We start from the raw sequence: 21,216 nt of genomic DNA on the forward strand, positions 1-21,216 counted from the left end.
CGGCGTGCGGGCCGGCCCGGAACCGTGCGGCGGCCCGGTCAGCTGTCGTGGTCGTCGTCCTGGTCGTCGTCCTGGTCGTCCTTCTGGTCATCCCGTTCCACCGTGACGTTGCCGTTCCGGGCGTCGACGGTCAGCTCGTACCCCTTGCCGTCCTTGCCCCTGACGTCGACGTCCCAGCGCGGCGCGCCGCCGCGGCGGTCGTCGTCATCGTCGTCGAGGTCGACGGACGTCACCGTGCCCGCCCGCTCCGCCAGAGCGGCGTCGGCCGCGTCCTTGAGCGAGACGTCCGCGGACCGGGGGGCGCGCGCGTCACGGTCGTCGTCGTTGGCGTCCTCGCGGTCGCTGAGCACCTTCGCCTTGTACGCGTCCACGGTCACGTCGTGCCAGACCTTGTCGGAGCCGTACACGGCGAGGTCCCAGACGAGCCGGCCGGCGTCGTCCTCGTCGTCCAGCTCCGCGTCGGTGACCGTGCCGGGGACGGTCCTGAGCGCGGCGGCCGTGGCCTCGTCGACGGTGATCACGGCGCCGGCCGCCGCCGTTCCCCGCTCGCCGCCCGCCTTGTCGTCGTCGTCCGCGAAGGCGGCGGTGGCGACGGCTCCGCCGCCGACGAGTACGGCCGCGGTGACGGCCGCGATGGCGATGTTGCGCTTCATGAGGGTTCCTCCCCGATAGCTGTCCGGTTCGACGCGGTCCACACTGCCGGGCCGATGCTGAAGACGGCCTGAAGCCACCTGAAGGCGTCTTCAGGTTCGGTTTGCGACTCTGGTGGCTATGCGCTTGTTGATCGTGGAGGACGAGAAGCGGCTGGCGATGTCCCTGGCCGGGGGACTCACCGCCGAGGGCTTCGCCGTGGACGTCGTGCACGACGGCCTGGAAGGGCTGCACCGCGCGGGGGAGGGGATGTACGACCTCGTCGTGCTCGACGTCATGCTGCCCGGCATGAACGGCTACCGGGTCTGCGCCGCCCTGCGCGCCGCGGGCCACGAGGAGCCGATCCTGATGCTGACGGCCAAGGACGGGGAGTACGACGAGGCGGAGGGGCTCGACACGGGCGCCGACGACTACCTGACCAAGCCGTTCAGCTACGTCGTCCTGGTCGCCCGGATCAGGGCGCTGCTCCGCAGGCGCGGCGGTGGCTCCCCCTCGCCCGTACTGGCCGTCGGCTCGCTGCGCATGGACACCGCGGCCCGGCGGGTGCACCGGGGCGAGGACGAGATCGAGCTGACGACCAAGGAGTTCGCCGTGCTGGAGCAGCTCGCCCTGCGGGCGGGCGCGGTGGTGAGCAAGGCGGACATCCTGGAGCACGTGTGGGACTTCGCCTACGACGGCGATCCGAACATCGTCGAGGTCTACGTCAGCACGCTGCGGCGCAAGCTGGGCGCCGCGGCCATCCGTACCGTCCGTGGCGCGGGCTACCGGCTGGAAGCGCTGTGAGGTCCGTACGGGCCAGGGCCGCCCTGGGTGCCACGCTGGTCGTCGCCGTGGCGCTGATCGGGGCCGGGCTCGCCGTACTGCTCGTCCTGCGCGCCGAGCTCACCGACCGGGCGGGCCTGGAGGCGGAGGTGGCCGCCCGCGAGGTGGCGGGGCAACTGGCGCTGGACAGGCCCTTGGACGAGCTGGACCTGGGGGACGAGGACATCCACCCGGTCCAGGTGACCGATGAGGACGGGCGGCTGGTGGCGGCCTCCCAGGACCTGGAGGCGGTCGAAGGAACCGGTACGCGGGAGGTCGCCCCGGTCCGTTCGGCGCGGGCGCCGGAGTCGGTGCGCGACAACGGTGAGGCATCCATTGAGGGCGGTGAGGGCGGTGCGGGCGATGCGGGCGATGCAGGTGACGAAGGCGATGAAGGCGACGACAGCGACAGCAACGGCAACGACCGCGCCCGCCGCGAGGTCTCGTCCGACGAACCGGTGCTCACCGACGGCACGGCCACGGTCGACGGCGAGACGGCCGACTACCGGTTCGCCGCCGTCGAGGCGACGAACTCCGCCGGTCTGACGCTGACGGTCCACGCGGGCGCCCCGCTCGCCGCCGGGCAGGAGGCCGTGAGCACCGTGCGCGGCGCCATGCTGACGGGGCTGCCCGTCCTGCTGCTCGTGGTCGCCGCCGTGACCTGGCTGGTGACCCGCCGCGCCCTGCGCCCCGTGGAGGGCATCCGGCGGGAGCTGGCCGCGATCACCGCCTCCCAGGACCTGGGCCGCCGGGTGCCGGAGCCGGGGTCGCGCGACGAGATCGCCAGGCTGGCCCGTACGACCAACGAGACACTCACCGTGCTGGAGGCATCGGTCGGCCGGCAGCGGCGCTTCGTGGCGGACGCCTCGCACGAGCTGCGCAGCCCGATCGCCTCGCTGCGCACCCAGCTGGAGGTGGGCGTCGCGCACCCCGGGCTGCTGGACGTGCCGGGGGCGGTCGCCGACACCGTACGGCTCCAGGATCTCGCCGCCGATCTGCTGCTGCTGGCCCGGCTGGACGCGGGCGAGCGGCCCGGGCGCGCGGCGGTGGAGCTGGGGGCGCTGGTGCGCGAGGAGGCGTCGCAGCGCACGGGCGACCGGATCGCGGTGACGGTGTCCGTACCCGAGGACGAGTCGTTCGATGTGAGCGGTTCGCGCGGGCAGCTGGCCCGGGTGGTCGGCAATCTGCTGGACAACGCGGAGCGGCATGCCGGGAGTGTGGTCACCGTGGCGGTGGGCGCGGAGCGGGACGCGGTGTTCGTCGACGTCACCGACGACGGGACGGGGGTGCCGCGGGAGGAGCGGGAGCGGATCTTCGAGCGGTTCGTCCGACTGGACGACGCGCGCGGCCGGGACGACGGTGGGGCGGGTCTCGGCCTCGCCATCGCGCGGGACGTGGCGGCCCGCCACGGCGGCACGCTGACCGTGGGCGATGCCGGGGGTGGCGGAGCCCTGTTCCGCCTGCGCCTGCCCCGGAACACGTGAACGCCGCGCCCTCGACCACCCGGCGGGCTCAAGGTGCCCGGACAGCACCCGTCCGGCGATCGAGGACGGAGCCGCTACGGCTTGCCGCGCCTGCCGCGCAGGTGGTCCGCGATCGGCGTCAGCGCGGTGTGCAGCTCCGCCAGCGCCTCAGGGGACAGCAGGTCCATGAAGTGCTTGCGCACCGAAGCGACGTGGTGCGGGGCGACCTTGCGCATCGTCTCCGCGCCCGGCTCGGTGAGCACGGCGTACAGCCCGCGCCGGTCCGACTCGCAGTTCTCGCGGCGGACCAGGCCCGCGCTCTCCATGCGGGTGATCTGGTGCGAGAGCCGGCTCTTGGACTGCAGCGTCGAGGCGGCGAGGTCGCTCATCCGCATGCGCTGCTCCTCGGCCTCCGACAGGTTGACGAGGATCTCGTAGTCGTTGTTGGTCAGGCCGAACGGCTGGAGGTCCTTCTCCAGCTGGTGCATCAGCAGCCTGCTGACGTCAAGGTGGGTGCGCCAGGCGCACTGCTCTGCGTCGGTCAGCCAGCGAGTGGCCGTCTCGGTCTCCATGTATGGATTCTACCTAAGAAGTTGAAAGCCGGACGAAGCGTGAGGGTGTGACGCGCCGCGTGAAGCTGGGCGCAGACGTTCGACGTCACACTCCGCAGCCTACCGTTCACAGCCCGAAGCGACGCTGGAGGTCCCCCAGCTGGCCGGGCAGACGGGGTGCGGCCCCGTGTTGACCCGCGCCGGGGGAGTGCGGCCCGCCGCCCGGCACCCCTGCCTGCTGCGGCACCGCGCCCGAGGGCTGCTCGGCCATCAGCACCTCCGTCGACTGGAGCAGGACCGTCCCCGCCCCGACGAACTCGAACTGGTGCTCCTCGCCCGAGGCGCCGCCGATCCCCGTCAGCGACCGCAGCCCGCCCAGCACGCCCGACATGTACCCGTGGTCGTAGTGGTGGCAGGGCGCGGGGCAGTCCGCCCAGCCCACCAGCGCCTGGGGTCGACCCGCAGCGGCGGTTCCATGAAGACCACCGGGCCGTTGGACGCGGCCACGAACTTCCCCGTACCGATCAGGGTCACGAAACCCGGCACGATCGACTGCTTCAGGGCCAGCGTGGGCTGGTAGGCCAGCAGGTTGCCTGAGCGGACCGTCAGGTTCCCGTTCTCCAGGTCGAACGAGTTCACGTCGTAGGCCCGGTCCGCGAGCAGCATCTTGCCGCTGCCCTCGGCCACCACCCAGTCGTTCGCGTGCAGCGGCGAGTGGAAGCTCGTACGGATCAGCCGTTCGAAGCGGCCGTGCCCGATGCCGCTGAACTCGATCTGCCCGTAGTAGGCGATCATCTTGCCCTTCTGCAGGAACCACCGGCTCCCCGTGAGCTCCACGCAGAAGGTGTACGCGTTGACGTTGTCGTCCGACGGCAGGGTCATCGGGTCGTGGATCACGGGCGTGCTCACAGCTTCTCCTCCGACGCCTGGACGTACACCGCACCACTGCCGCTGAGCTCCAGCTGGAACGCCTCACCGGAGCCGCGCCCCACCATGTCCCGCCAGCCGAGCGCGGTGGAGAGCTTGTTGCGTACGTCTCCGTGGTGGGCGACGTACGCCTGCGGGTCCACATGCACCTCACGGCCCGGCGCGATGGGCAGTTCGACCACTCCGCCGTGGGCCATCACCGCGACGGAGCCGTGGCCCGTCAGGCTCGTGGTGAACAGGCCCTGCCCGGTCACCTGGCCGCGCACCATGCCCATCACCCCACCCTGCGAGCCCATGAACATCGTGCTCTGCCGGAGCGTCCCGTCGAACGCGAGCAGCCGGTCCGCCTCCACGTAGAGGGTGTCGCCGGCCAGGGCGATCACCTGGATGTGGTGGCCGCCGTGGCCGAACATCACCGTGCCACTGCCCTCGACCGTCATCAGCGGGGTCGCCTCGCCGGCCACCCGCCGGCCGATCATCGAGGCCAGGCCGCCCTGACCGCCCCGCGTGTTCGGGTGAAGGTGACGTCGCCGCGGTAGGCGAGCATCGCGCCCCGCTGGCTGTACATCTTCTGGCCGGGAACCACCGCGGCCTCGACCATCTTCGCGTTGATCTCACGGAACGGCATCAGACATCGCCCCCGAGGGTGTTGCGCTCGCTGGGCTGCACGTAGACCAGGCCCTCGCCCTCGAAGCGGATCTGGAACGACTCGCCGGAGCCCTCACCCATCAGTGTGCGGAAGTTCACCCCGGACTGGAAGTGCTGCTGGAGGTTGCCCTGATGGGCGATGTAGGCCCCCGGGTCGACGCTCAGGGGGTACCGGGTCGTCACCCGCAGCACCACCGCCGTACCGTCCGACACGATCGCCGCCTGGCCGGTGCCCTCGACGGTCGTGGTGAACAGGCCGTTGCCGCTCGCCCCGCCGCGCACCCCGGTGAAACTGGTGCCGGTGCGCAGCCCGGAGTCGGTGGCCAGCAGGTTGCTCGCCTCCACGTACAGCTTGTCGCCGCGCAGGGTGACCAGGCTGATCTCGCTCGCCCGGTCCGCGAAGTAGCAGGTGCCCTGGCCCGTCACCTCCATCATGGTCATCTGCTCGCCGGTCAGCCGGCGGGTCACCATGCCGCGTATGCCCTCACCGCCGCCGGACATCTTCTTGAACGCCATCCGGCCGTCGTACGCGACCATCGAGCCGTTCTTCGCCTTGACGCCGTCACCCGTGAGGTCGACGGCGAGCGTCTTGCCGCCCTGGAGCCGGAACATTGCCACACCACGACGGTAGCCGGAGCGCCGCCGCGGGGACAGGCACCCCCCGGGAAAGCGGCCCCCACCCCCGGAGCGGTCGCGGACGGTGCCACAATGGGTCCCCGCTTGTGCCTGCGTTCACAAGCCGTCACCGTCCTCCCACCGAAGGTGCCCCCGTGGACATCAAGACCGCTTCCGCCCTGCACCGGCTGCGCCTCATCTCGGTTCCCGAGGCGCTCTCCTTCCCGGCGCTCATCCTCTTCGGCTCGATCCTCAGCCGCGTCTCGGACATCGACTTCCTGATGATGCCGCTCGGCATCCTGCACGGCGTGCTCTTCGTGATCTACGCGGTGTTCCTGCTGGACGTGTGGGTCAAGGCCAAGTGGCCGCTGAAGCGCGTCGCCCTCTTCTTCGTGCTCTCGCTCCTGCCCTTCGGCGGGCTGTACGGCGACAAGCTCATCAAGCGGTACGAGTCGGACGGCGTCATCGCCGGCCGCGCCCGCCGCGAAGGGGTGGTCGCGTGATCGTCGCCTTCTCGGTCTCCCCGGTCGGTGTCGGTGAGGACGTCGGCGAGTACGTCGCCGACGCGGTGCGCGTGGTCCGCGAGTCCGGGCTGCCCAACCGCACCGACGCGATGTTCACCTCGGTCGAAGGCGAGTGGGACGAGGTCATGGACGTCGTCAGGCGAGCCGTCGCCGCGGTCGAGGCACGCGCCGGACGCGTCTCCCTGGTACTGAAGGCCGACATCCGCCAGGGCGTCACCGACGGCCTCACGTCCAAGGTCGAGACGGTGGAACGGCACCTGGCGGGCTGACGCCCCGGCCGCCCCGCACGGCCCTCCACGTTCACCCGTTAGGCCCCCGCCGCCACACGGCCGGGGCCTGACGCGTTCCGATCCCAAAACCCCTCACTCGGACCTGTCGAGTCGCCACGCCGTTGGAACTCCCTTTCTGTTGGGATTACCAACCCGTTCGACACTTGGAGGCACGGTGCGGTCGGAGGGCTACGACTACGACATCCACAGCCGGCTCGCGGGTCCGCTCACGGAGCCGGACGCGGCGGGATACCGGGTGCGGTACCGGAGTCTGCTGTCGACGGAGAAGCACCGAATAAGGGCAGTGCTCCTGATGACACTGGCCCCGGTGCTCACCGGCCTGCTGCTCCTGTACCTGGTCTGGCCCTCGCACTGGACCGAGCGCGAGAACGGTGAACGCTGGCTGGTCCTGGCCGACGCGGTGATGCTCACCTCGATCGGACTGATCGAGCTGTTCATGCTGGTCAACGTCGTCTCGGTGGCGCACGCCACGCTGGTCGCCAGGGACCCGGTCCCGGTCAGGCCGGAGCCCGGCAGGCGGGTCGCGTTCCTCACCACGTACGTACCGGGCAAGGAACCGCTCTCGATGGTGCGGGCCACCCTCCAGGGCGCCGTGCGGATGCACCACGACGGTCCGCTGGACATCTGGCTGCTGGACGAGGGCGACGACCCGGCCGCCAGGATGCTCTGCGCCGAACTGGGCGTGCACCACTTCACCAGGCGCGGGGTGCCCGAGTGGAACCGCAGGAAGGGCGTCCACAAGGCACGCACCAAGCACGGCAACTACAACGCCTGGCTCGCCATGCACGGGGACGGCTACGACTTCTTCGCCTCCGTCGACACCGACCACGTGCCCATGCCCAACTTCCTCGAACGGATGACGGGCTACTTCCGTGACCCCGACATCGCCTTCGTCGTCGGACCGCAGGTCTACGGGAACTACGAGTCGGCCGTCACCAAGGCGGCCGAGTCCCAGCAGTTCCTCTTCCACGCGCTGATCCAGCGCGCGGGCAACCGCTACGGCGCCCCCATGTTCGTCGGCACCAACAACGTCGTACGCATCGCGGCGCTCCGCCAGGCAGGCGGGCTGTACGACTCGATCACCGAGGACATGGCGACCGGCTTCGAGATCCACCGCCGCCGCAACCCCCTGACCGGGAGGTACTGGCGTTCCGTCTACACCCCGGACGTGCTGGCCGTCGGTGAGGGCCCGGCCTCCTGGACCGACTTCTTCACCCAGCAGCTGCGCTGGTCCAGGGGGACGTACGAGACGCTGTTCCGGCAGTACGGCAAGGCGCTGTTCCGGGTCCCGCCCGGCCGGCTCCTCAGCTACACCCTGATGCTCGTCTACTACCCGATGACCGCGGTCAACTGGCTCCTGGGCGTGGTGAGCTGTGTGCTGTTCCTCTGGCTCGGGGCCTCCGGCACCCAGGTCGCGGCCTCCATCTGGCTGATGCTCTACAGCGACGCGGCCGCGCTCCAGATCGGCCTCTACCTCTGGAACCGGCGCCACAACGTCTCCCCGCACGAACCCGAGGGATCGGGCGGGCTCGCGGGCATGGCGATGTCCGCGCTCTCCGCGCCGATCTACCTCAAGTCGCTCGGCTCGGCCGTCCTGCGCACCGACGGGCGGTTCGTCGTCACCCCCAAGGGCGGCCAGACCAGCCCCGACCGGCTGCTCACCTTCCGTATCCACCTCTTCTGGGCGGCTGTGCTGCTGAGTTCGCTCATCGCCTCCGTCCAGCTGGGCAACACCCACGCGGCGATGCGCACCTGGGCCGTGCTGGCCCTGGCCATCTCCCTCTCCCCGGTCGCCGTCTGGTCCTGGACGGTCTGGCGGGAGCACCGCGGCCGGCCCCGCAGGGTCGTGCCCGTACCGGTGAAGGCCCCCGCCTCCGCCCCCGCCTTCGTCACCACCACGGCCACCACCACGGCGTCGGCGGCCTCGTCGTCCGCCGCCGCCGCTTCCACCACCACCGCAGGAGGGAACTGAGCCATGGCGTACACGCCCACGAAACGGATGAAGAAGACGCTCCTGGGCGGCGGTGCCATCGTGGTGCTCGCGGGGCTCAACGCTCCGGCGGCGCTCTCCTTCGCCGAGGACCGGTACCACGCGTACAAGATCGACCAGCCTGCCTACAAGGCCCGGTACGGCTCCTGGAAGCGGGTGGACATCCCCGAGGAGTACCGGACGAACGCCATCCACGCCGCCCTGCTGCACACCGGCAAGGTGCTGATCGTGGCGGGCTCGGGCAACGACGAGCAGCACTTCGACGAGGGCACCTTCGACACGGTCCTCTGGGACCCGGAGTCGAACGCCTTCCAGAAGATCCCCACGCCCGAGGACTTCTTCTGCGGCGGCCACGCGGCGCTCCCGGACGGCCGGCTGCTGGTCGCGGGCGGCACCGCGCGCTACGAGGTCCTGGACGACAAGGTGGAACGGGCGGGCGGCGGGATGCGGGTGAAGAACGAGAACCCGGACAAGCCCCTCACCCTCAAGAAGGGCACCGTCTTCCGTTCGCCGTCCGGCGCCGAGTACGTCTCGCGGTTCGACGTGACCGTGCCCAGAGCCAAGCGCGAGTTCGAGGTCGACTACTTCAAGAGCGGCCGGATGAAGCCGTGGAAGACCAAGGTGACCGCCGCGGAGGCGCGGGTCTTCGTGGAGTCGCTGACCGAGGGACCGCAGGCGGTGACCACCGAGGCCGCCCAGTACGAGATCGAGGGGCTGAAGGGCAAGGCCGCCGACAACGCCTACGGCCTCGCCGAGAAGATCACCATGGACAAGCAGGACTTCCAGGGGATCAGGGCGGCGTACGAGTTCGACCCGGTGGCCGAGAAGTACATCCGCGTCGACCCCATGAAGGAGGCCCGCTGGTATCCGACGCTCGTCGGTCTCGAGGACGGCAGGGTGCTCGCCGTCTCCGGCCTCGACGACGTGGGCGCGATCCTGCCCGGTGACAACGAGATCTACGACCCGAAGACGAAGAAGTGGTCCAGGGGCCCCTTCCACTACTTCCCGACCTACCCGGCGCTCTTCCTGACCAAGGGCGGCAAACTCTTCTACCCGGGCGCCAACGCCGGCTACGGGCCCGCCGACAAGGGCAGGGTGCCGGGGGTGTGGGACCTGAGGAAGAACACCTTCACCGAGGTCGGCGGGCTCACCGACACCGACGAGACCGAGACCGCGGCCTCCCTGATGCTGCCGCCGGCGCAGGACCAGAAGGTGATGATCCTGGGCGGCGGCGGGGTCGGCGAGTCCAAGAAGTCGACCGCGCGCACCGCGATCGTCGACCTCAAGGCCGACAGCCCGCTCTTCGAGAAGGGCCCGGACCTTCCGCAGGGCACCCGTTATCTGAACAGCGTGATCATGCCCGACGACACCGTCTTCACCACCGGCGGATCGAAGGACTACCGGGGCCGCGGCGCCAGCAACATCCTCAAGGCGCAGTTCTACGACCCCAGGACCAACGCCTTCGAGGAGGCGGCGGCACCGACCGTCGGCCGCAACTACCACTCCGAGGCACTGCTCCTGCCCGACGGACGTGTGGCGACGTTCGGTTCCGACTCGCTCTACGGCGACAAGGACAACACCAAGCTGGGCAGGTTCGAACAGCGTATGGAGGTCTACACGCCCCCCTCGCTGCACGGGAAGGGCGAGCGGCCGGTGATCGGCGCCGGGCCCAAGGACGTCGTACGCGGTGGCAGCGCCACCTTCGAGGTCAGCGACCCCGCCAGGATCGCCACCGCCCGGCTGATGCGGCCGAGCGCCGTCACGCACACCACCGACGTGGAGCAGCGTTCGGTCGAGCTCGGGCTGAGGAAGGGCAGGGGCGGGGTGACGGTGGAGCTGCCGGACGACAGCACGCTCGTGCCGCCCGGCTGGTACATGCTCTTCGTCACCGACACGGACGGCACGCCGTCCGAGGCGAAGTGGGTCAGGGTCGGCTGAGCGGCCGGAGGCCGGGAGGGCTCAGGACCGCGCCCTCTCGGCCAGCCCCAGCGCGTACTCCGGCCACCAGGTGCCCGCCGACGGGCCGCCGCGGCAGGTGCCGTCCGAGTCGCCGGGCCGCTTGATCCACAGATAGGCGTCGAGCCCGTCCTCACCCGTGAGGGCGGCCGGGGTGTTCCCAGGGCCCGCCCGGGCGGGTTGCACCAGGCTTCGGCACGGTCCCCGGAGAGCGGGCCGTTGCCGTTGCGGCTGGTGTCGATGACGAAGTGGGAGCCGCCCGTCAGGGCGGAGAGCCTGGCTCCGTACGAGGTCACCGTGGCGTTGGTCTGGAAGTTGGCGACGTTGAGCGCGAAGCCGTCGGCCCGCTCGATCCCCGCGCGCCGGAGCGGCTCGACCAGCTTCGACGGGTCCTTGATCCACTCGGGGTTGCCCGCGTCGAGGTAGACCTTGGTGCGGGAGAGTTTCTTCAGGGTGTCGACGGCCTCGGCGAGGAGCGTGTACCGCTCCTCGTGGTGCTCCGGCGGGGTGCAGCCGTCCGCGATGTGGGGGATCGCGTCCGGTTCCAGGACGACGGTGGCGGGGGCGCCGCCGATCGCTCCGGCGAACTCCCCGATCCACCAGCGGTAGAACTCCGCGTCGGCCGCGCCGCCCGCCGAGTAGGCGCCGCAGTCGCGGTGCGGGATGTTGTACGCCACCAGCAGCACGCTCTGGTCGCTCTTCGCGGCGCTGCGGACGGCTGCCCGGATTCCGGCGGCCGGCTGGTCACCGGCCGGCCAGTCCGCCACCGGGCGGTCGGCGATGCGCTTGAGGACCTTCGCGTCCTCGGCGCGGCCCCGCTTCTCCCAGGCGCGGACCTGGCGGGCGGCGTCGCTGTCGGGGTCCACCCAGTACGGGGCGGCGGCGCTCGGCGCGGCCTCACCCCGTACGGCGCCGGTGCCGGAGGACTGCCTCCCGGACCCCGGGGGCGGAGAGGCACAGCCCGCCGACAGGGTGGCGGCGAGGACCACGGCGGTGAGCACGGTGGTGCGTACGGGGAAGATTCTGCGGCCGGACATCCAGCCCCCTCGGACAGTGGCGCACGGGCAGGCAAGGGCACAGGTACAGACGGATACACAAGTGTCACCCATCGTGACATATCGCTCACGCGGAGTGGTGGTCCGACACCGCCGACGCGACTCCGGGCGCCGTACGGCCGTACGGCTCCGGACCCGTGCCGCCTCCAGGCAAGGGCCGGGCCACCGCGCGACAGGGGCACGGCCGCTCCGACGCCCCCGGACGGCTTCCGAACAGAAGTGCGGTACCGAAGTGCGAGACAAGGCAGACCGGCATGTGACCACTGGGTAAGGTCGTGCCGTGCCGAAGCCGCTCAGCCTTCCCTTCGATCCGATCGCCCGCGCCGACGAACTCTGGCAGCGGCGCTGGGGGCCCGTGCCCTCGATGGGCGCGATCACCTCGATCATGCGGGCGCAGCAGATCCTGCTGGCCGAGGTCGACGCGGTGGTCAAGCCGTACGGGCTGACCTTCGCACGGTACGAGGCGCTGGTGCTGCTCACGTTCTCCCAGGCCGGCGAGTTGCCGATGTCCAAGATCGGCGAGCGGCTGATGGTGCACCCCACCTCGGTGACGAACACCGTGGACCGGCTGGTCAGGTCCGGTCTGGTGGACAAGCGCCCCAACCCGAACGACGGCCGCGGAACCCTCGCCTCCATCACGGACAAGGGCCGCGAGGTGGTCGAGTCGGCCACCCGGGACCTGATGGCCATGGAGTTCGGCCTCGGGGTGTACGACGCCGAGGAGTGCGCCGAGATCTTCGCGACGCTGCGCCCCCTGCGGGTCGCGGCCAGGGACTTCGAGGAGCGGTAGGGCGCTGCAAGATCGCCCCGGTTGCCCCGTTACGCTCGTGGTCATGAAACAGAACGTGCTCACCCGCTACCGGGTGATGGCCTACGTCACCGCCGTCTGGCTGCTCGTCTTCACCGCGGCGATCATCGCGAAGTACGGGTTCGAGACCGGCGACACCATGCTGATCTCCCAGATCCACGGCGTGCTGTTCATCGTCTACGTCGTCTTCGCCTTCGATCTCGGCTCCAAGGCGAAGTGGCCCTTCGGCAAGCTCCTGTGGGTGCTGGCCGCGGGCTGCATCCCCTTCGCCTCGTTCTTCGTCGAGCCGAAGGTCAGCCGCGAGGCTCGCGCCCTGGTCACCGACCCCGCACCGGTCACCGCCGAGGTCTGACCCCCCCCGACCGCCCCGCGCGAAAAGCGCAGGGCGGTTTGCCATCGACATTTACTAGGACGTCCTAGTAAATTCGAGGAATGGACGCTGACGCGATCGAGGAAGGCCGCCGCCGCTGGCAGGCCCGTTACGACAAGGCCCGCAAGCGCGACGCGGACTTCACCACGCTCTCCGGAGACCCGGTGGAGCCCGCGTACGGGCCACGCCCCGGCGACACGTACGAGGGGTTCGAGCGGATCGGCTGGCCCGGTGAGTACCCCTTCACCCGGGGGCTCCACCCGACCGGCTACCGCGGCCGGACCTGGACCATCCGCCAGTTCGCCGGCTTCGGCAACGCCGAGCAGACCAACGAGCGCTACAAGATGATCCTCGCCGCGGGCGGCGGCGGACTCAGCGTCGCCTTCGACATGCCGACCCTGATGGGCCGCGACTCCGACGAGCCCCGCTCGCTCGGCGAGGTCGGGCACTGCGGGGTCGCCATCGACTCCGCCGCCGACATGGAGGTCCTGTTCAGGGACATCCCGCTCGGTGACGTCACGACGTCCATGACCATCAGCGGCCCCGCCGTGCCCGTCTTCTGCATGTACCTGGTGGCCGCCGAGCGCCAGGGCGTCGATCCGGCCGTGCTCAACGGCACGCTCCAGACCGACATCTTCAAGGAGTACATCGCGCAGAAGGAGTGGCTCTTCCAGCCGGAGCCCCATCTGCGCCTCATCGGTGACCTGATGGAGCACTGCGCCCGCGACATCCCCGCGTACAAGCCGCTCTCCGTCTCCGGCTACCACATCCGCGAGGCCGGAGCCACGGCCGCGCAGGAGCTCGCGTACACCCTCGCTGACGGTTTCGGATACGTGGAGCTCGGCCTGTCCCGCGGGCTGGAGGTCGACACCTTCGCCCCCGGCCTCTCCTTCTTCTTCGACGCGCACCTCGACTTCTTCGAGGAGATCGCCAAGTTCCGCGCGGCCCGCCGGATCTGGGCCCGCTGGATGAAGGAGGTGTACGGGGCGAAGACCGACAAGGCGCAGTGGCTGCGCTTCCACACCCAGACGGCCGGAGTCTCGCTCACCGCCCAGCAGCCGTACAACAACGTCGTCAGGACCGCGGTCGAGGCCCTGTCCGCCGTCCTCGGCGGCACCAACTCGCTGCACACCAACGCCCTGGACGAGACCCTCGCGCTCCCCTCCGAACAGGCCGCCGAGATCGCCCTGCGCACCCAGCAGGTGCTGATGGAGGAGACCGGCGTCGCCAATGTGGCGGACCCGCTGGGCGGCTCCTGGTACGTCGAGCAGCTCACCGACCGTATCGAGGCGGAAGCCGAGAAGATCTTCGAGCAGATCAGGGAGCGCGGCACCCGGGCCCACCCGGACGGCAAGCACCCGATCGGCCCGATGACCTCCGGCATCCTGCGCGGCATCGAGGACGGCTGGTTCACCGGCGAGATCGCCGAGTCCGCCTTCGTCTACCAGAGGGCGCTGGAGAAGGGCGACAAGCGCGTCGTCGGCGTCAACACCGCACTCGGCTCCGTCACCGGCGACCTGGAGATCCTCCGCGTCAGCCACGAGGTCGAGCGCGAGCAGGTGCGGGAACTGACGAGCCGCAAGGCCGGCCGGGACGACGCCAGGGTCCGCGCCGCGCTGGACGCGATGCTGGCCGCCGCGCGCGACGGCTCGAACATGATCGCGCCCATGCTGGAGGCCGCACGGGCCGAGGCGACCCTCGGCGAGATCTGCGGCGTCCTGCGCGAGGAATGGGGCACCTACACGGAGCCGCCGGGCTTCTGATCCACCCGGCCCGACGCGGTGGCGCCCAGTCCCGCGATCAGCAGCACGGTGAAGCGCTGGGCCCAGTCGGCGTCGACGGGCTCGGCGCTCACCAGTGCCCGGTGCACCACCGCGCCGGCGATCACGTCGAAGATGAGGTCCGCGGTCCGCGCCGCCGTGGCCGGGTCGGCCTCGGAGGGCAGTTCCCCGCGCTCCTGGGCCCGCTCCCGCCCCAGCAGCACCAGCCGCTTCTGCCGGGCCACGATCGAATCCCGGATGCGGGTCCGCAGCGCCTCGTCGCGGGTCGACTCCGCGACCACCGCCATCAGCGCGGTCTTGGTCTCCGGCCGCTCCAGCAGCGCCGCGAACTGGAGCACGACTCCCTGTACATCGGCGGAGAGGCTGCCGAGGTCCGGGAGCTCCAGCTCGTCGAAGAGGACCGCCACGGCGTCCACCACCAGCTCGTTCTTGCCCGCCCAGCGCCGGTAGAGCGTCGTCTTGGCGACCCCCGCGCGCAGCGCCACGTCCCCCATCGTCAGCTTGGACCAGCCCAGATCGACGAGGGAGGCACGGGTCGCCTCCAGGATCGCCTCGTCCGCCGCGGCACTGCGCGGGCGCCCTGTCCGGGGGGCTTCGGGTGGCTGCGGCTCAGCATCCCGCGACCATACCCGCCGGTAAGTAAGGTCCGCCGTGTCCGGTGGCCGTGAGACAGATCACCGGTGCCTCCTGTCCCTGAGGGCCGCCGGGGAGTTACGCTACGGGTCGTAGCGTATGGACGGGGGTTCGCACCCGGTTCGCGCCACGACCGATCGACAACCACAGGAGCCGGGTGGGGACCCGGCACCGGAAACCAGGGGCCTTCCGGTCCCCGGGACCGGGTCCGTCCGCACGCCGCGCACACCGGCGCAGGCCGCGGACGGAGCCGGTTCCCGTACCGCTTCACGTAACGGCCTGTCCACGGGGAGGATGTACGCATGCAGCCTAGGAACATGTCCATGAGCGGCGTCGTCGACCTCGCCGCCGTGAAAGCAGCCGGTGAGGCCAAGGCCAAGGCCGAGCAGGCCCGTGCCGACGCCTCCCGGCAGGGCGGCGGTGCCGCCGCGGCCCCCAGCTCCCTCGTGATCGACGTCGACGAGGCGGGGTTCGAGCGCGATGTGCTGACCCGCTCCGCCGAGGTCCCGGTCGTCATCGACTTCTGGGCCGAGTGGTGCGAGCCGTGCAAGCAGCTCGGCCCGCTCCTGGAGCGCCTGGCCGTCGAGTACAACGGCCGTTTCGTGCTCGCCAAGGTCGACGTCGACGCCAACCAGATGCTGATGCAGCAGTTCGGCATCCAGGGCATCCCCGCGGTCTTCGCCGTCGTCGCCGGGCAGGCGCTCCCGCTCTTCCAGGGTGCCGCCCCCGAGGCCCAGATCCGCGAGACGCTCGACCAGCTGATCCAGGTCGGCGAGGAGCGCTTCGGTCTCACCGGGATCGTCGTCGGCCCCGCCGCCGAGGGCGAGGACCCGGCGGGCCACGTGCCGGCCGAGGTGCCGGCGGGGCCGTACGACGCGCTGCTGGAGGCGGCGGCGCAGGCACTGGACGCCAACGACTTCGGCGGCGCCGTCCAGGCGTACAAGAACGTGCTGTCCGACGATCCGGCCAACGCCGAGGCCAAGCTCGGTCTCGCCCAGGCGGAACTGCTGGGCCGGGTCCAGAAGATGGACCCGCAGCAGGTGCGCAGGGACGCCGCCGAGAAGCCGGACGACCTGACGACGCAGATCGCCGCCGCCGACCTGGACCTCGTGGGCGGGCACGTCGAGGACGCGTTCGGACGGCTCGTGGAGGCCGTCCGCCGCAGCTTCGGCGACGACCGGGACGCCGCACGGCTCCGCCTCCTGGAACTGTTCGAGGTCATCGGACCCGACGACCCCCGGGTCACGGCGGCGCGGGCCGCCCTGGCGCGTGTCTTGTTCTGATGTGACAACACGGCCGTGGCGCCTTCGGGCACCACGGCCGTTTTCGCGTCCGGGGCGATAAGGGACCTGGTCCCTTTACCAAATCTTGACAAAGGTGCGCGCTGTTACTCGCAGTAAAGCGCCCTTGGGGATCTGTCCGCTTAAGGACCCCCTTTTTCCTATTCCGGTGTCCGTTTGGCACCACCCTGTGTGGCCGCTCGACACCGCCTCGTCGCGGCTCGGTTATCGGCCCGTTACTAGCGAGTAACGACACCCCTTGTGTCCCGGCCGTGAATGCACCACGATCGGCCAGGCTCGGTCCGATACCGCCAAGCCCCACCACCAGTCGGGGCCGGCGGACCCTTCGGGTCCCCACCGGGCCGGTCGGCGACAGTGGCGCCGACCGCGGACAGGGGGGTTCCTGCCGTCCGGCGGGGCCTGTCCGAACCGGTCGCGCAGAAGCGTGCCCAGTGGTTGTCGCTCGGGGGTGATCGCCGGTGATTCGGATGCGGTACGCGCCTCCGGTCCGGGCGCTCTCCTTCCCGAGGACGTAGCACTTCTCCCATCCCAGGCCGGGCACGAGCTCGCTCCGGAGATGTACGTCCGAGAAGGAGGAAATGTATGAGTTCCCAGGTCCGCGGTGGCACGAGATGGAAGCGCTTCGCTCTGGTCATGGTGCCGAGCGTCGTCGCGACCGCAGCAGTGGGTGTGGGCCTCGCGCAGGGTGCGCTGGCCGCGTCCTTCGCCGTGTCCGGCCAGAGCTTCAAGGTCAGCACGGACAGGCTCGTCGGTGAGGACTTCGTCCAGTACGGCAGCGTCGCTGTCGGCACGGACCTGGAGGGCAAGAAGGCTGCCCACCCAGTGGCGGTGTCGGGCTTCAGCAAGGCCACGATCACCAACATGTGCCAGTCGGTGGTCACGCCTGACCTGCCCTTCGGTCTCGGCAGCGTCAGCCTGGAGCTGAACGCCGGTACGGACCCGAAGAACCCTGTCGTGGCGACGAATCTGTACCTCGACGTCGCTCAGCTCGACGCGGATGCGTACTTCGAGGACATCGACATCGGCGTCGCGGCCGGCTCGATGGGCAAGCCCGGTATCCAGACCGGTACCGAGAAGGCGGTCAACCCGAACGGCTTCGCTCAGCGGGCCAGGCTTGCCACGCTGACCGGTGTGGAGCAGACGGCGTGGGCAACCACCGCCGGCACGTTCAAGCTCAGCGACCTGAAGCTGCGGCTGCACAAGGGCGTCGAGGAGTGCTTCTAAGCACTCGCCCGGGTGGCCGGAACGCTCCCTGAGGGCCTCCGGCCGCCCACCCCTTCTCTTCTCACGGCAGTACCGGTTCCAGGGAGCTGTTTTCCATGAGCCCCGAGTCCACAGGGCAGAACGAGCACCACCTCACCGTCTTCCGGCGGGGATTCCGCGCCTGGCGGGGTAACCGGCCGTTCTGGGCGGGCCTTTTCACCATCGTGGGTGGTCTACCCATCGCGTACTTCCCGTACGCGAACATGCACCTCGGCAACATGACGATCGCGATGTCCACGACCGCCGGTGCGGGATCGCTGATCATCGGAGTCCTGCTCGTCACGCTGGGCCTGACCATGTGGTTTCACCACATCGTGCGCGTGTTCGCCGGGGTCGCGGCGATCCTGCTGGCGCTGATCTCCATACCCGTCGCCAACATAGGCGGCTTCCTGATCGGCTTCCTGCTCTCCATGCTGGGCGGCGCGCTGTCCATCTCGTGGGCACCGGGGGAGCCGGTGGCGGCCGAGGACCCGTACCAGGAGCCGTACCAGGACCGGTACGGCAAGGGCGAACCGCAGGCCGCGCCCGCGGACGGGGCGTTCCACGGGGCGGCGGTGCCCCAGCAGAAGCCGGCCGCGTACGACGCGGCGGCCGAGACCGAGGGCGGGGGGCATCGTGCGGGGTGACGAAGGACAGCCGACAGACACGGTCACCGGCGAGCACCTCCGCGAGCGGAAGGGCCCGCGCCACGCGGCCCCGAGGAAGTCGCTGCTGACGAAGTTGCAGATACCCGCGGGCAAGGCGTTCGCGCTCGCCGCGATGCCCACGGCGGTCTTCGTCGGCATGGGGCTCACCCCCAGGCTCGCGATGGCGAACGACGCCTCGGACATCCCCTTCGCCCCTGGCCCCTGCGTCACCCGCTCCGACGAGCCGGGCGAGTCGCAGGAGCCGAAGCCGACCGCGACTCCGAGTGCCACGCCGAGCGCCACGCCGAGTGCGAAGCCGGGCGCCGGTGCTACCGCCCCGGCCGAGAAGCCGGACGCGACCGAACCGGCCGTGCCCGAACCCTCGGCGAGCCCGACCGCTCCCGCCGCCACCGAGCGGGACAGGTCCGCGACGACGCCGGCCGCGACGCCCGAGCCCACAGGGACGAAGAACCCGCTCGACCCCCTCGGTGTCGGTGACGCGCTCAAGGATCTGCTCGACGGACCGGACAAGGAGACGGCGAGCCCGTCCCCGACTCCCACCACCGAGTCACCGAAGCCGTCGGAGACCCCCGCGAGCGAACCGGCGACCAAGCCGGCCGAGGATGCGAAGGACACGGTCGACAAGACCGCCGACGCCATCCGCGATGCTGCGGACAAGGCGGGCGAGCAGGTAGAGGAGCTCGACGAGCGCGTCAAGGGCCTGGACCCGGTGAAGGACGAGGACATCCCGGACGGCGCCAAGGAGCGCTTCCCGTGTCCGACCGCCGACCCCGAGGCGCTCGCCGCGGCCGACCTGGAGCAGGGCATCCCGCTGCTCCCGAACGAGCCGTGGGTCCTCGAGTCGACGATGCTCACGCTCAACGGGCTCGACTACAAGGGCATCGTCGAGGTGAAGAGGGCGGACGGCAGCATCAAGAAGGTGCTGAAGTTCACCGCGACCTCCATCGACATCAAGGACCTCCACCAGCTGACGGCCGGACCGGCCGGCACGACCGGTCACGTCACCTCGGAAAAGGGCTCCACGTCCACGATCCGCGACGGCGAGGTGACGATGTACACGGAGGAGCTGAAGGGCAACCTCTTCGGCCTCATCCCGATCACCTTCAGCCCGCAGACCCCGCCGCCGCTGAACGTACCCTTCGCCTTCTTCACCAAGGTGAAGGTGACGCAGGCCGGCCAGTTCGGCGGCTCGCTGCAGGTGCCCGGACTTTCCAACTTCTTCACCGGCAGCAACAGCTAGCCGAGACACAGGCCCGTTCGGGAGACGCAAGGTATGAGTGTGGGCCGTACCCCTCGCGCGAGGGGTACGGCCCACACCCATGTGAGGTCCGGGGGACCAGACGAGTTCGAGCGGGCGGCGGGTGCCCCGCGGGGCACCCGCCGCCCGCTCGAACTCGCACCCCTTACGCCGGATCAACCAGGCTCCCGACTTTTGCAAGCGCCCTGGGTCGACGCGACTCCCTTCACCGACTGGGAGCCGATGATCGCTGCGGGTCGGCTCGGCTTCCCGGCCCTCCGTGATTCGGACCCGTCCGCGCAAATAGTCATGGAGCTGCTTGACCAGTCATTCTCAAGCCACCGCGCCAGGCCCCAGGGACGTGTCCGACACGGACTGAACGGCGGCAGCCGACACCAAAACGTAACGAGAGAGGCTCACGGCCGCCGGTAAGATCATTTCGCTCATTCCTTCCCGCGAGAGATGCCAGGAAAGACCATGAAACTGCGCAGGGCCCTCCCTATTGCCGCCGTGATACCGGCCCTTCTCGCGATATCCGCGTGCAGCGGCGAATCGGCGGATTCCGACGGTAAGAAGCCGAGCGCGAGCGCCGGTGCGAACACCAAGCAGAGCCTCGAGGAGAAAGAGACGGCCGAGGCAAAGCTTCTGGGGGCGCTCGACGGGAAGGCCCTTGAGAAGGCCGCCATCACCGGAAAGACCGCGGGCTTCGACGCCAAGAAGATCGCCAAGGCGGAGGTCGAGGCTGGCCGTGGCATGGACGCCGACAAGAAGGACTGCCAGCCGCTTGCCAGCCTCATCGGCGGGTTCACGCACCTCCCCGCGGTGAGCACGGTGCACCGCTCCCTGCAGCCAAGTAAGGCGACCAACGCAACCGTCGGCTCCATGTGGCTCGCCTCCCACTCGGAGGACGACGCCACCCGGGCGATGAAGGAGCTCCGCGCGGCCGTCACCGACTGCCCCAAGGGCTTCAAGACCCTGGGCCTCACCTACGGCAAGGTCGAGAGCCTCCCGGCGCCGAAGCTCGGCGACGAGGCCGTCGGCTACCGGATCACCGGCGACATCGGCAAGCAGAAGGTCCCCATGACGTACACGGTGGTGCGCAGCGGGGGCATCATATCGGCGTTCTACGGCGTGAACATGCTGGACGCGAAGAAGGCAGCGATCCCGGAGCCCGTGATCAAGGCCCAGCTGAAGCGGCTCGCCGACGCGAAGGGCTGACGCCGGTTCCGTACGTAGGAGAAGGGGGCCTCCTTGGTGCACGGTGCACCGGAGGCCCCCTAGTCCTCGCGCCCTCCGTCAGGAGCCGCTGAGATACCCCTCAAGGACCGGGCCTGTCATGGCAACGACGGTTGCCCCCTCCCCCGCTTCCGCAGGAAGGTGCGCCCGGTCCGTTTCCTCGCGGAGAATCACCGGCCGGTCCGACGGGGTCACACTCGCCCCGAGCCGGTCCACCAGTTCGGCCAGGACATCGAAGAACCGGCCAGGCGGGAAACGGCTGACGGCGACGCACATCTCGTTGACGTCCACGTCGACCTCGTGGCCGTCGGGAGTCCGGATCAGCACGCCGTTCATGAGGTCCTCGTCAGCGGCGACGATGTACGGCGCCAGGACTTCCCGTACGAGCTCCAGGTCGAGGGGCTCCGGTTGACCGTTCCGATAGCGGAGCACGAACAGCATGCGACTCATTGTTGGATCCTCATGGAGT

General features: G+C 70.2%; 18 protein-coding genes and 4 pseudogenes. 14 read left to right on the forward strand and 8 right to left on the reverse strand.

What is annotated here, in order from left to right:
• Positions 1 to 38 precede the first annotated feature (38 nt).
• A complete protein-coding gene (locus Sfulv_RS20345; RefSeq protein WP_173316019.1) occupies positions 39 to 653 on the reverse strand; it encodes a PepSY domain-containing protein in 615 nt (204 codons plus the stop codon).
• A 118-nt stretch (positions 654 to 771) separates the two neighbouring features.
• Between Sfulv_RS20345 and Sfulv_RS20350 the strand changes: the two genes are divergently transcribed.
• Together Sfulv_RS20350 and Sfulv_RS20355 are read left to right on the forward strand one after the other, a co-directional pair.
• Positions 772 to 1,434: a response regulator transcription factor gene (locus Sfulv_RS20350; protein WP_173316020.1), complete on the forward strand. Its 663-nt coding sequence runs from the start codon at positions 772 to 774 to the stop codon at positions 1,432 to 1,434.
• The gene (locus Sfulv_RS20355; RefSeq protein ID WP_173316021.1) at positions 1,431 to 2,936 is read left to right on the forward strand and encodes a sensor histidine kinase; all 1,506 of its coding nucleotides are present in this window, start codon (positions 1,431 to 1,433) and stop codon (positions 2,934 to 2,936) included. The genes Sfulv_RS20350 and Sfulv_RS20355 overlap by 4 nt, the downstream gene beginning before the upstream one ends.
• A 74-nt stretch (positions 2,937 to 3,010) precedes the next feature.
• On the opposite strand, the gene Sfulv_RS20360 is transcribed toward Sfulv_RS20355, so the two are convergent.
• The 4 genes and pseudogenes from Sfulv_RS20360 to Sfulv_RS20375 all read right to left on the reverse strand — a co-directional run bounded on the left by Sfulv_RS20360 (position 3,011) and on the right by Sfulv_RS20375 (position 5,653).
• Complete coding sequence (locus Sfulv_RS20360) at positions 3,011 to 3,487, reverse strand: MarR family winged helix-turn-helix transcriptional regulator (protein ID WP_173316022.1); 477 nt, start codon at positions 3,485 to 3,487, stop codon at positions 3,011 to 3,013.
• 106 nt (positions 3,488 to 3,593) lie between these two features.
• Positions 3,594 to 4,375, reverse strand: a pseudogene (locus Sfulv_RS20365) (AIM24 family protein).
• A pseudogene (locus Sfulv_RS20370) lies at positions 4,372 to 5,021 on the reverse strand (AIM24 family protein). Before Sfulv_RS20370 ends, Sfulv_RS20365 begins: the two co-directional pseudogenes overlap by 4 nt.
• The gene (locus tag Sfulv_RS20375) at positions 5,021 to 5,653 is read right to left on the reverse strand and encodes an AIM24 family protein (RefSeq protein ID WP_173318052.1); all 633 of its coding nucleotides are present in this window, start codon (positions 5,651 to 5,653) and stop codon (positions 5,021 to 5,023) included. Before Sfulv_RS20375 ends, Sfulv_RS20370 begins: the two are co-directional and overlap by 1 nt.
• A gap of 158 nt (positions 5,654 to 5,811) precedes the next feature.
• On the opposite strand from Sfulv_RS20375, the gene Sfulv_RS20380 reads away from it, so the two are divergent.
• From Sfulv_RS20380 to glxA, 4 genes are all read left to right on the forward strand, one after another.
• On the forward strand, positions 5,812 to 6,159 hold the full coding sequence (locus Sfulv_RS20380) for a DUF3817 domain-containing protein (RefSeq protein ID WP_173316023.1): 348 nt from the start codon (positions 5,812 to 5,814) through the stop codon (positions 6,157 to 6,159).
• Positions 6,156 to 6,449, forward strand: a complete 294-nt coding sequence (locus Sfulv_RS20385; protein WP_173316024.1) for an MTH1187 family thiamine-binding protein — start codon at positions 6,156 to 6,158, stop codon at positions 6,447 to 6,449. Before Sfulv_RS20380 ends, Sfulv_RS20385 begins: the two co-directional genes overlap by 4 nt.
• Before the next feature lie 175 nt (positions 6,450 to 6,624).
• Positions 6,625 to 8,442, forward strand: a complete 1,818-nt coding sequence (locus tag Sfulv_RS20390) for a glycosyltransferase family 2 protein (RefSeq protein WP_173316025.1) — start codon at positions 6,625 to 6,627, stop codon at positions 8,440 to 8,442.
• A gap of 3 nt (positions 8,443 to 8,445) precedes the next feature.
• The gene (glxA, locus tag Sfulv_RS20395; protein ID WP_173316026.1) at positions 8,446 to 10,398 is read left to right on the forward strand and encodes a radical copper oxidase GlxA; all 1,953 of its coding nucleotides are present in this window, start codon (positions 8,446 to 8,448) and stop codon (positions 10,396 to 10,398) included.
• Between the two features lie 21 nt (positions 10,399 to 10,419).
• On the opposite strand, the pseudogene Sfulv_RS20400 reads toward glxA, so the two are convergent.
• A pseudogene (locus Sfulv_RS20400) lies at positions 10,420 to 11,453 on the reverse strand (glycoside hydrolase family 6 protein).
• 298 nt (positions 11,454 to 11,751) lie between these two features.
• Between Sfulv_RS20400 and Sfulv_RS20405 the strand changes: the two are divergent.
• The 3 genes from Sfulv_RS20405 to icmA all read left to right on the forward strand — a co-directional run bounded on the left by Sfulv_RS20405 (position 11,752) and on the right by icmA (position 14,412).
• Complete coding sequence (locus Sfulv_RS20405; protein ID WP_173316027.1) at positions 11,752 to 12,261, forward strand: MarR family winged helix-turn-helix transcriptional regulator; 510 nt, start codon at positions 11,752 to 11,754, stop codon at positions 12,259 to 12,261.
• Positions 12,262 to 12,304: 43 nt separating this feature from the next.
• On the forward strand, positions 12,305 to 12,631 hold the full coding sequence (locus tag Sfulv_RS20410; RefSeq protein WP_173316028.1) for a DUF3817 domain-containing protein: 327 nt from the start codon (positions 12,305 to 12,307) through the stop codon (positions 12,629 to 12,631).
• An 80-nt stretch (positions 12,632 to 12,711) separates the two neighbouring features.
• Entirely contained in the window at positions 12,712 to 14,412 is a 1,701-nt protein-coding gene (icmA, locus tag Sfulv_RS20415; RefSeq protein ID WP_173316029.1) for a coenzyme B12-dependent isobutyryl-CoA mutase large subunit, read from the forward strand.
• On the opposite strand, the pseudogene Sfulv_RS20420 reads toward icmA, so the two are convergent.
• A pseudogene (locus Sfulv_RS20420) lies at positions 14,388 to 15,029 on the reverse strand (TetR/AcrR family transcriptional regulator); the annotation flags it as partial. The gene icmA and the pseudogene Sfulv_RS20420 sit on opposite strands and share 25 nt — an antisense overlap.
• Before the next feature lie 336 nt (positions 15,030 to 15,365).
• Between Sfulv_RS20420 and Sfulv_RS20425 the strand changes: the two are divergent.
• The 5 genes from Sfulv_RS20425 to Sfulv_RS20445 all read left to right on the forward strand — a co-directional run bounded on the left by Sfulv_RS20425 (position 15,366) and on the right by Sfulv_RS20445 (position 20,729).
• Positions 15,366 to 16,346 (forward strand): tetratricopeptide repeat protein, encoded by a 981-nt coding sequence (locus Sfulv_RS20425; RefSeq protein WP_173316030.1) that lies wholly within the window; start codon positions 15,366 to 15,368, stop codon positions 16,344 to 16,346.
• Positions 16,347 to 16,946: 600 nt separating this feature from the next.
• Positions 16,947 to 17,588 carry a DUF6230 family protein gene (locus Sfulv_RS20430; protein ID WP_173316031.1) on the forward strand — a complete coding sequence of 214 codons (642 nt, stop codon included), beginning with the start codon at positions 16,947 to 16,949 and terminating at the stop codon, positions 17,586 to 17,588.
• Between the two features lie 95 nt (positions 17,589 to 17,683).
• The gene (locus Sfulv_RS20435) at positions 17,684 to 18,253 is read left to right on the forward strand and encodes a DUF6114 domain-containing protein (protein ID WP_173316032.1); all 570 of its coding nucleotides are present in this window, start codon (positions 17,684 to 17,686) and stop codon (positions 18,251 to 18,253) included.
• Positions 18,243 to 19,514, forward strand: a complete 1,272-nt coding sequence (locus Sfulv_RS20440) for a hypothetical protein (RefSeq protein ID WP_173316033.1) — start codon at positions 18,243 to 18,245, stop codon at positions 19,512 to 19,514. The genes Sfulv_RS20435 and Sfulv_RS20440 overlap by 11 nt, the downstream gene beginning before the upstream one ends.
• Positions 19,515 to 19,988: 474 nt before the next feature.
• A complete protein-coding gene (locus tag Sfulv_RS20445; protein ID WP_173316034.1) occupies positions 19,989 to 20,729 on the forward strand; it encodes a hypothetical protein in 741 nt (246 codons plus the stop codon).
• Positions 20,730 to 20,807: 78 nt separating this feature from the next.
• Here Sfulv_RS20445 and Sfulv_RS20450 read toward each other — a convergent pair whose 3' ends face one another.
• Positions 20,808 to 21,197, reverse strand: a complete 390-nt coding sequence (locus Sfulv_RS20450) for a hypothetical protein (protein WP_179764197.1) — start codon at positions 21,195 to 21,197, stop codon at positions 20,808 to 20,810.
• Positions 21,198 to 21,216 lie beyond the last annotated feature (19 nt).

Origin of the sequence: Streptomyces fulvorobeus, from assembly GCF_013167895.1 — a bacterium.
GTDB lineage: Bacteria > Actinomycetota > Actinomycetes > Streptomycetales > Streptomycetaceae > Streptomyces > Streptomyces fulvorobeus.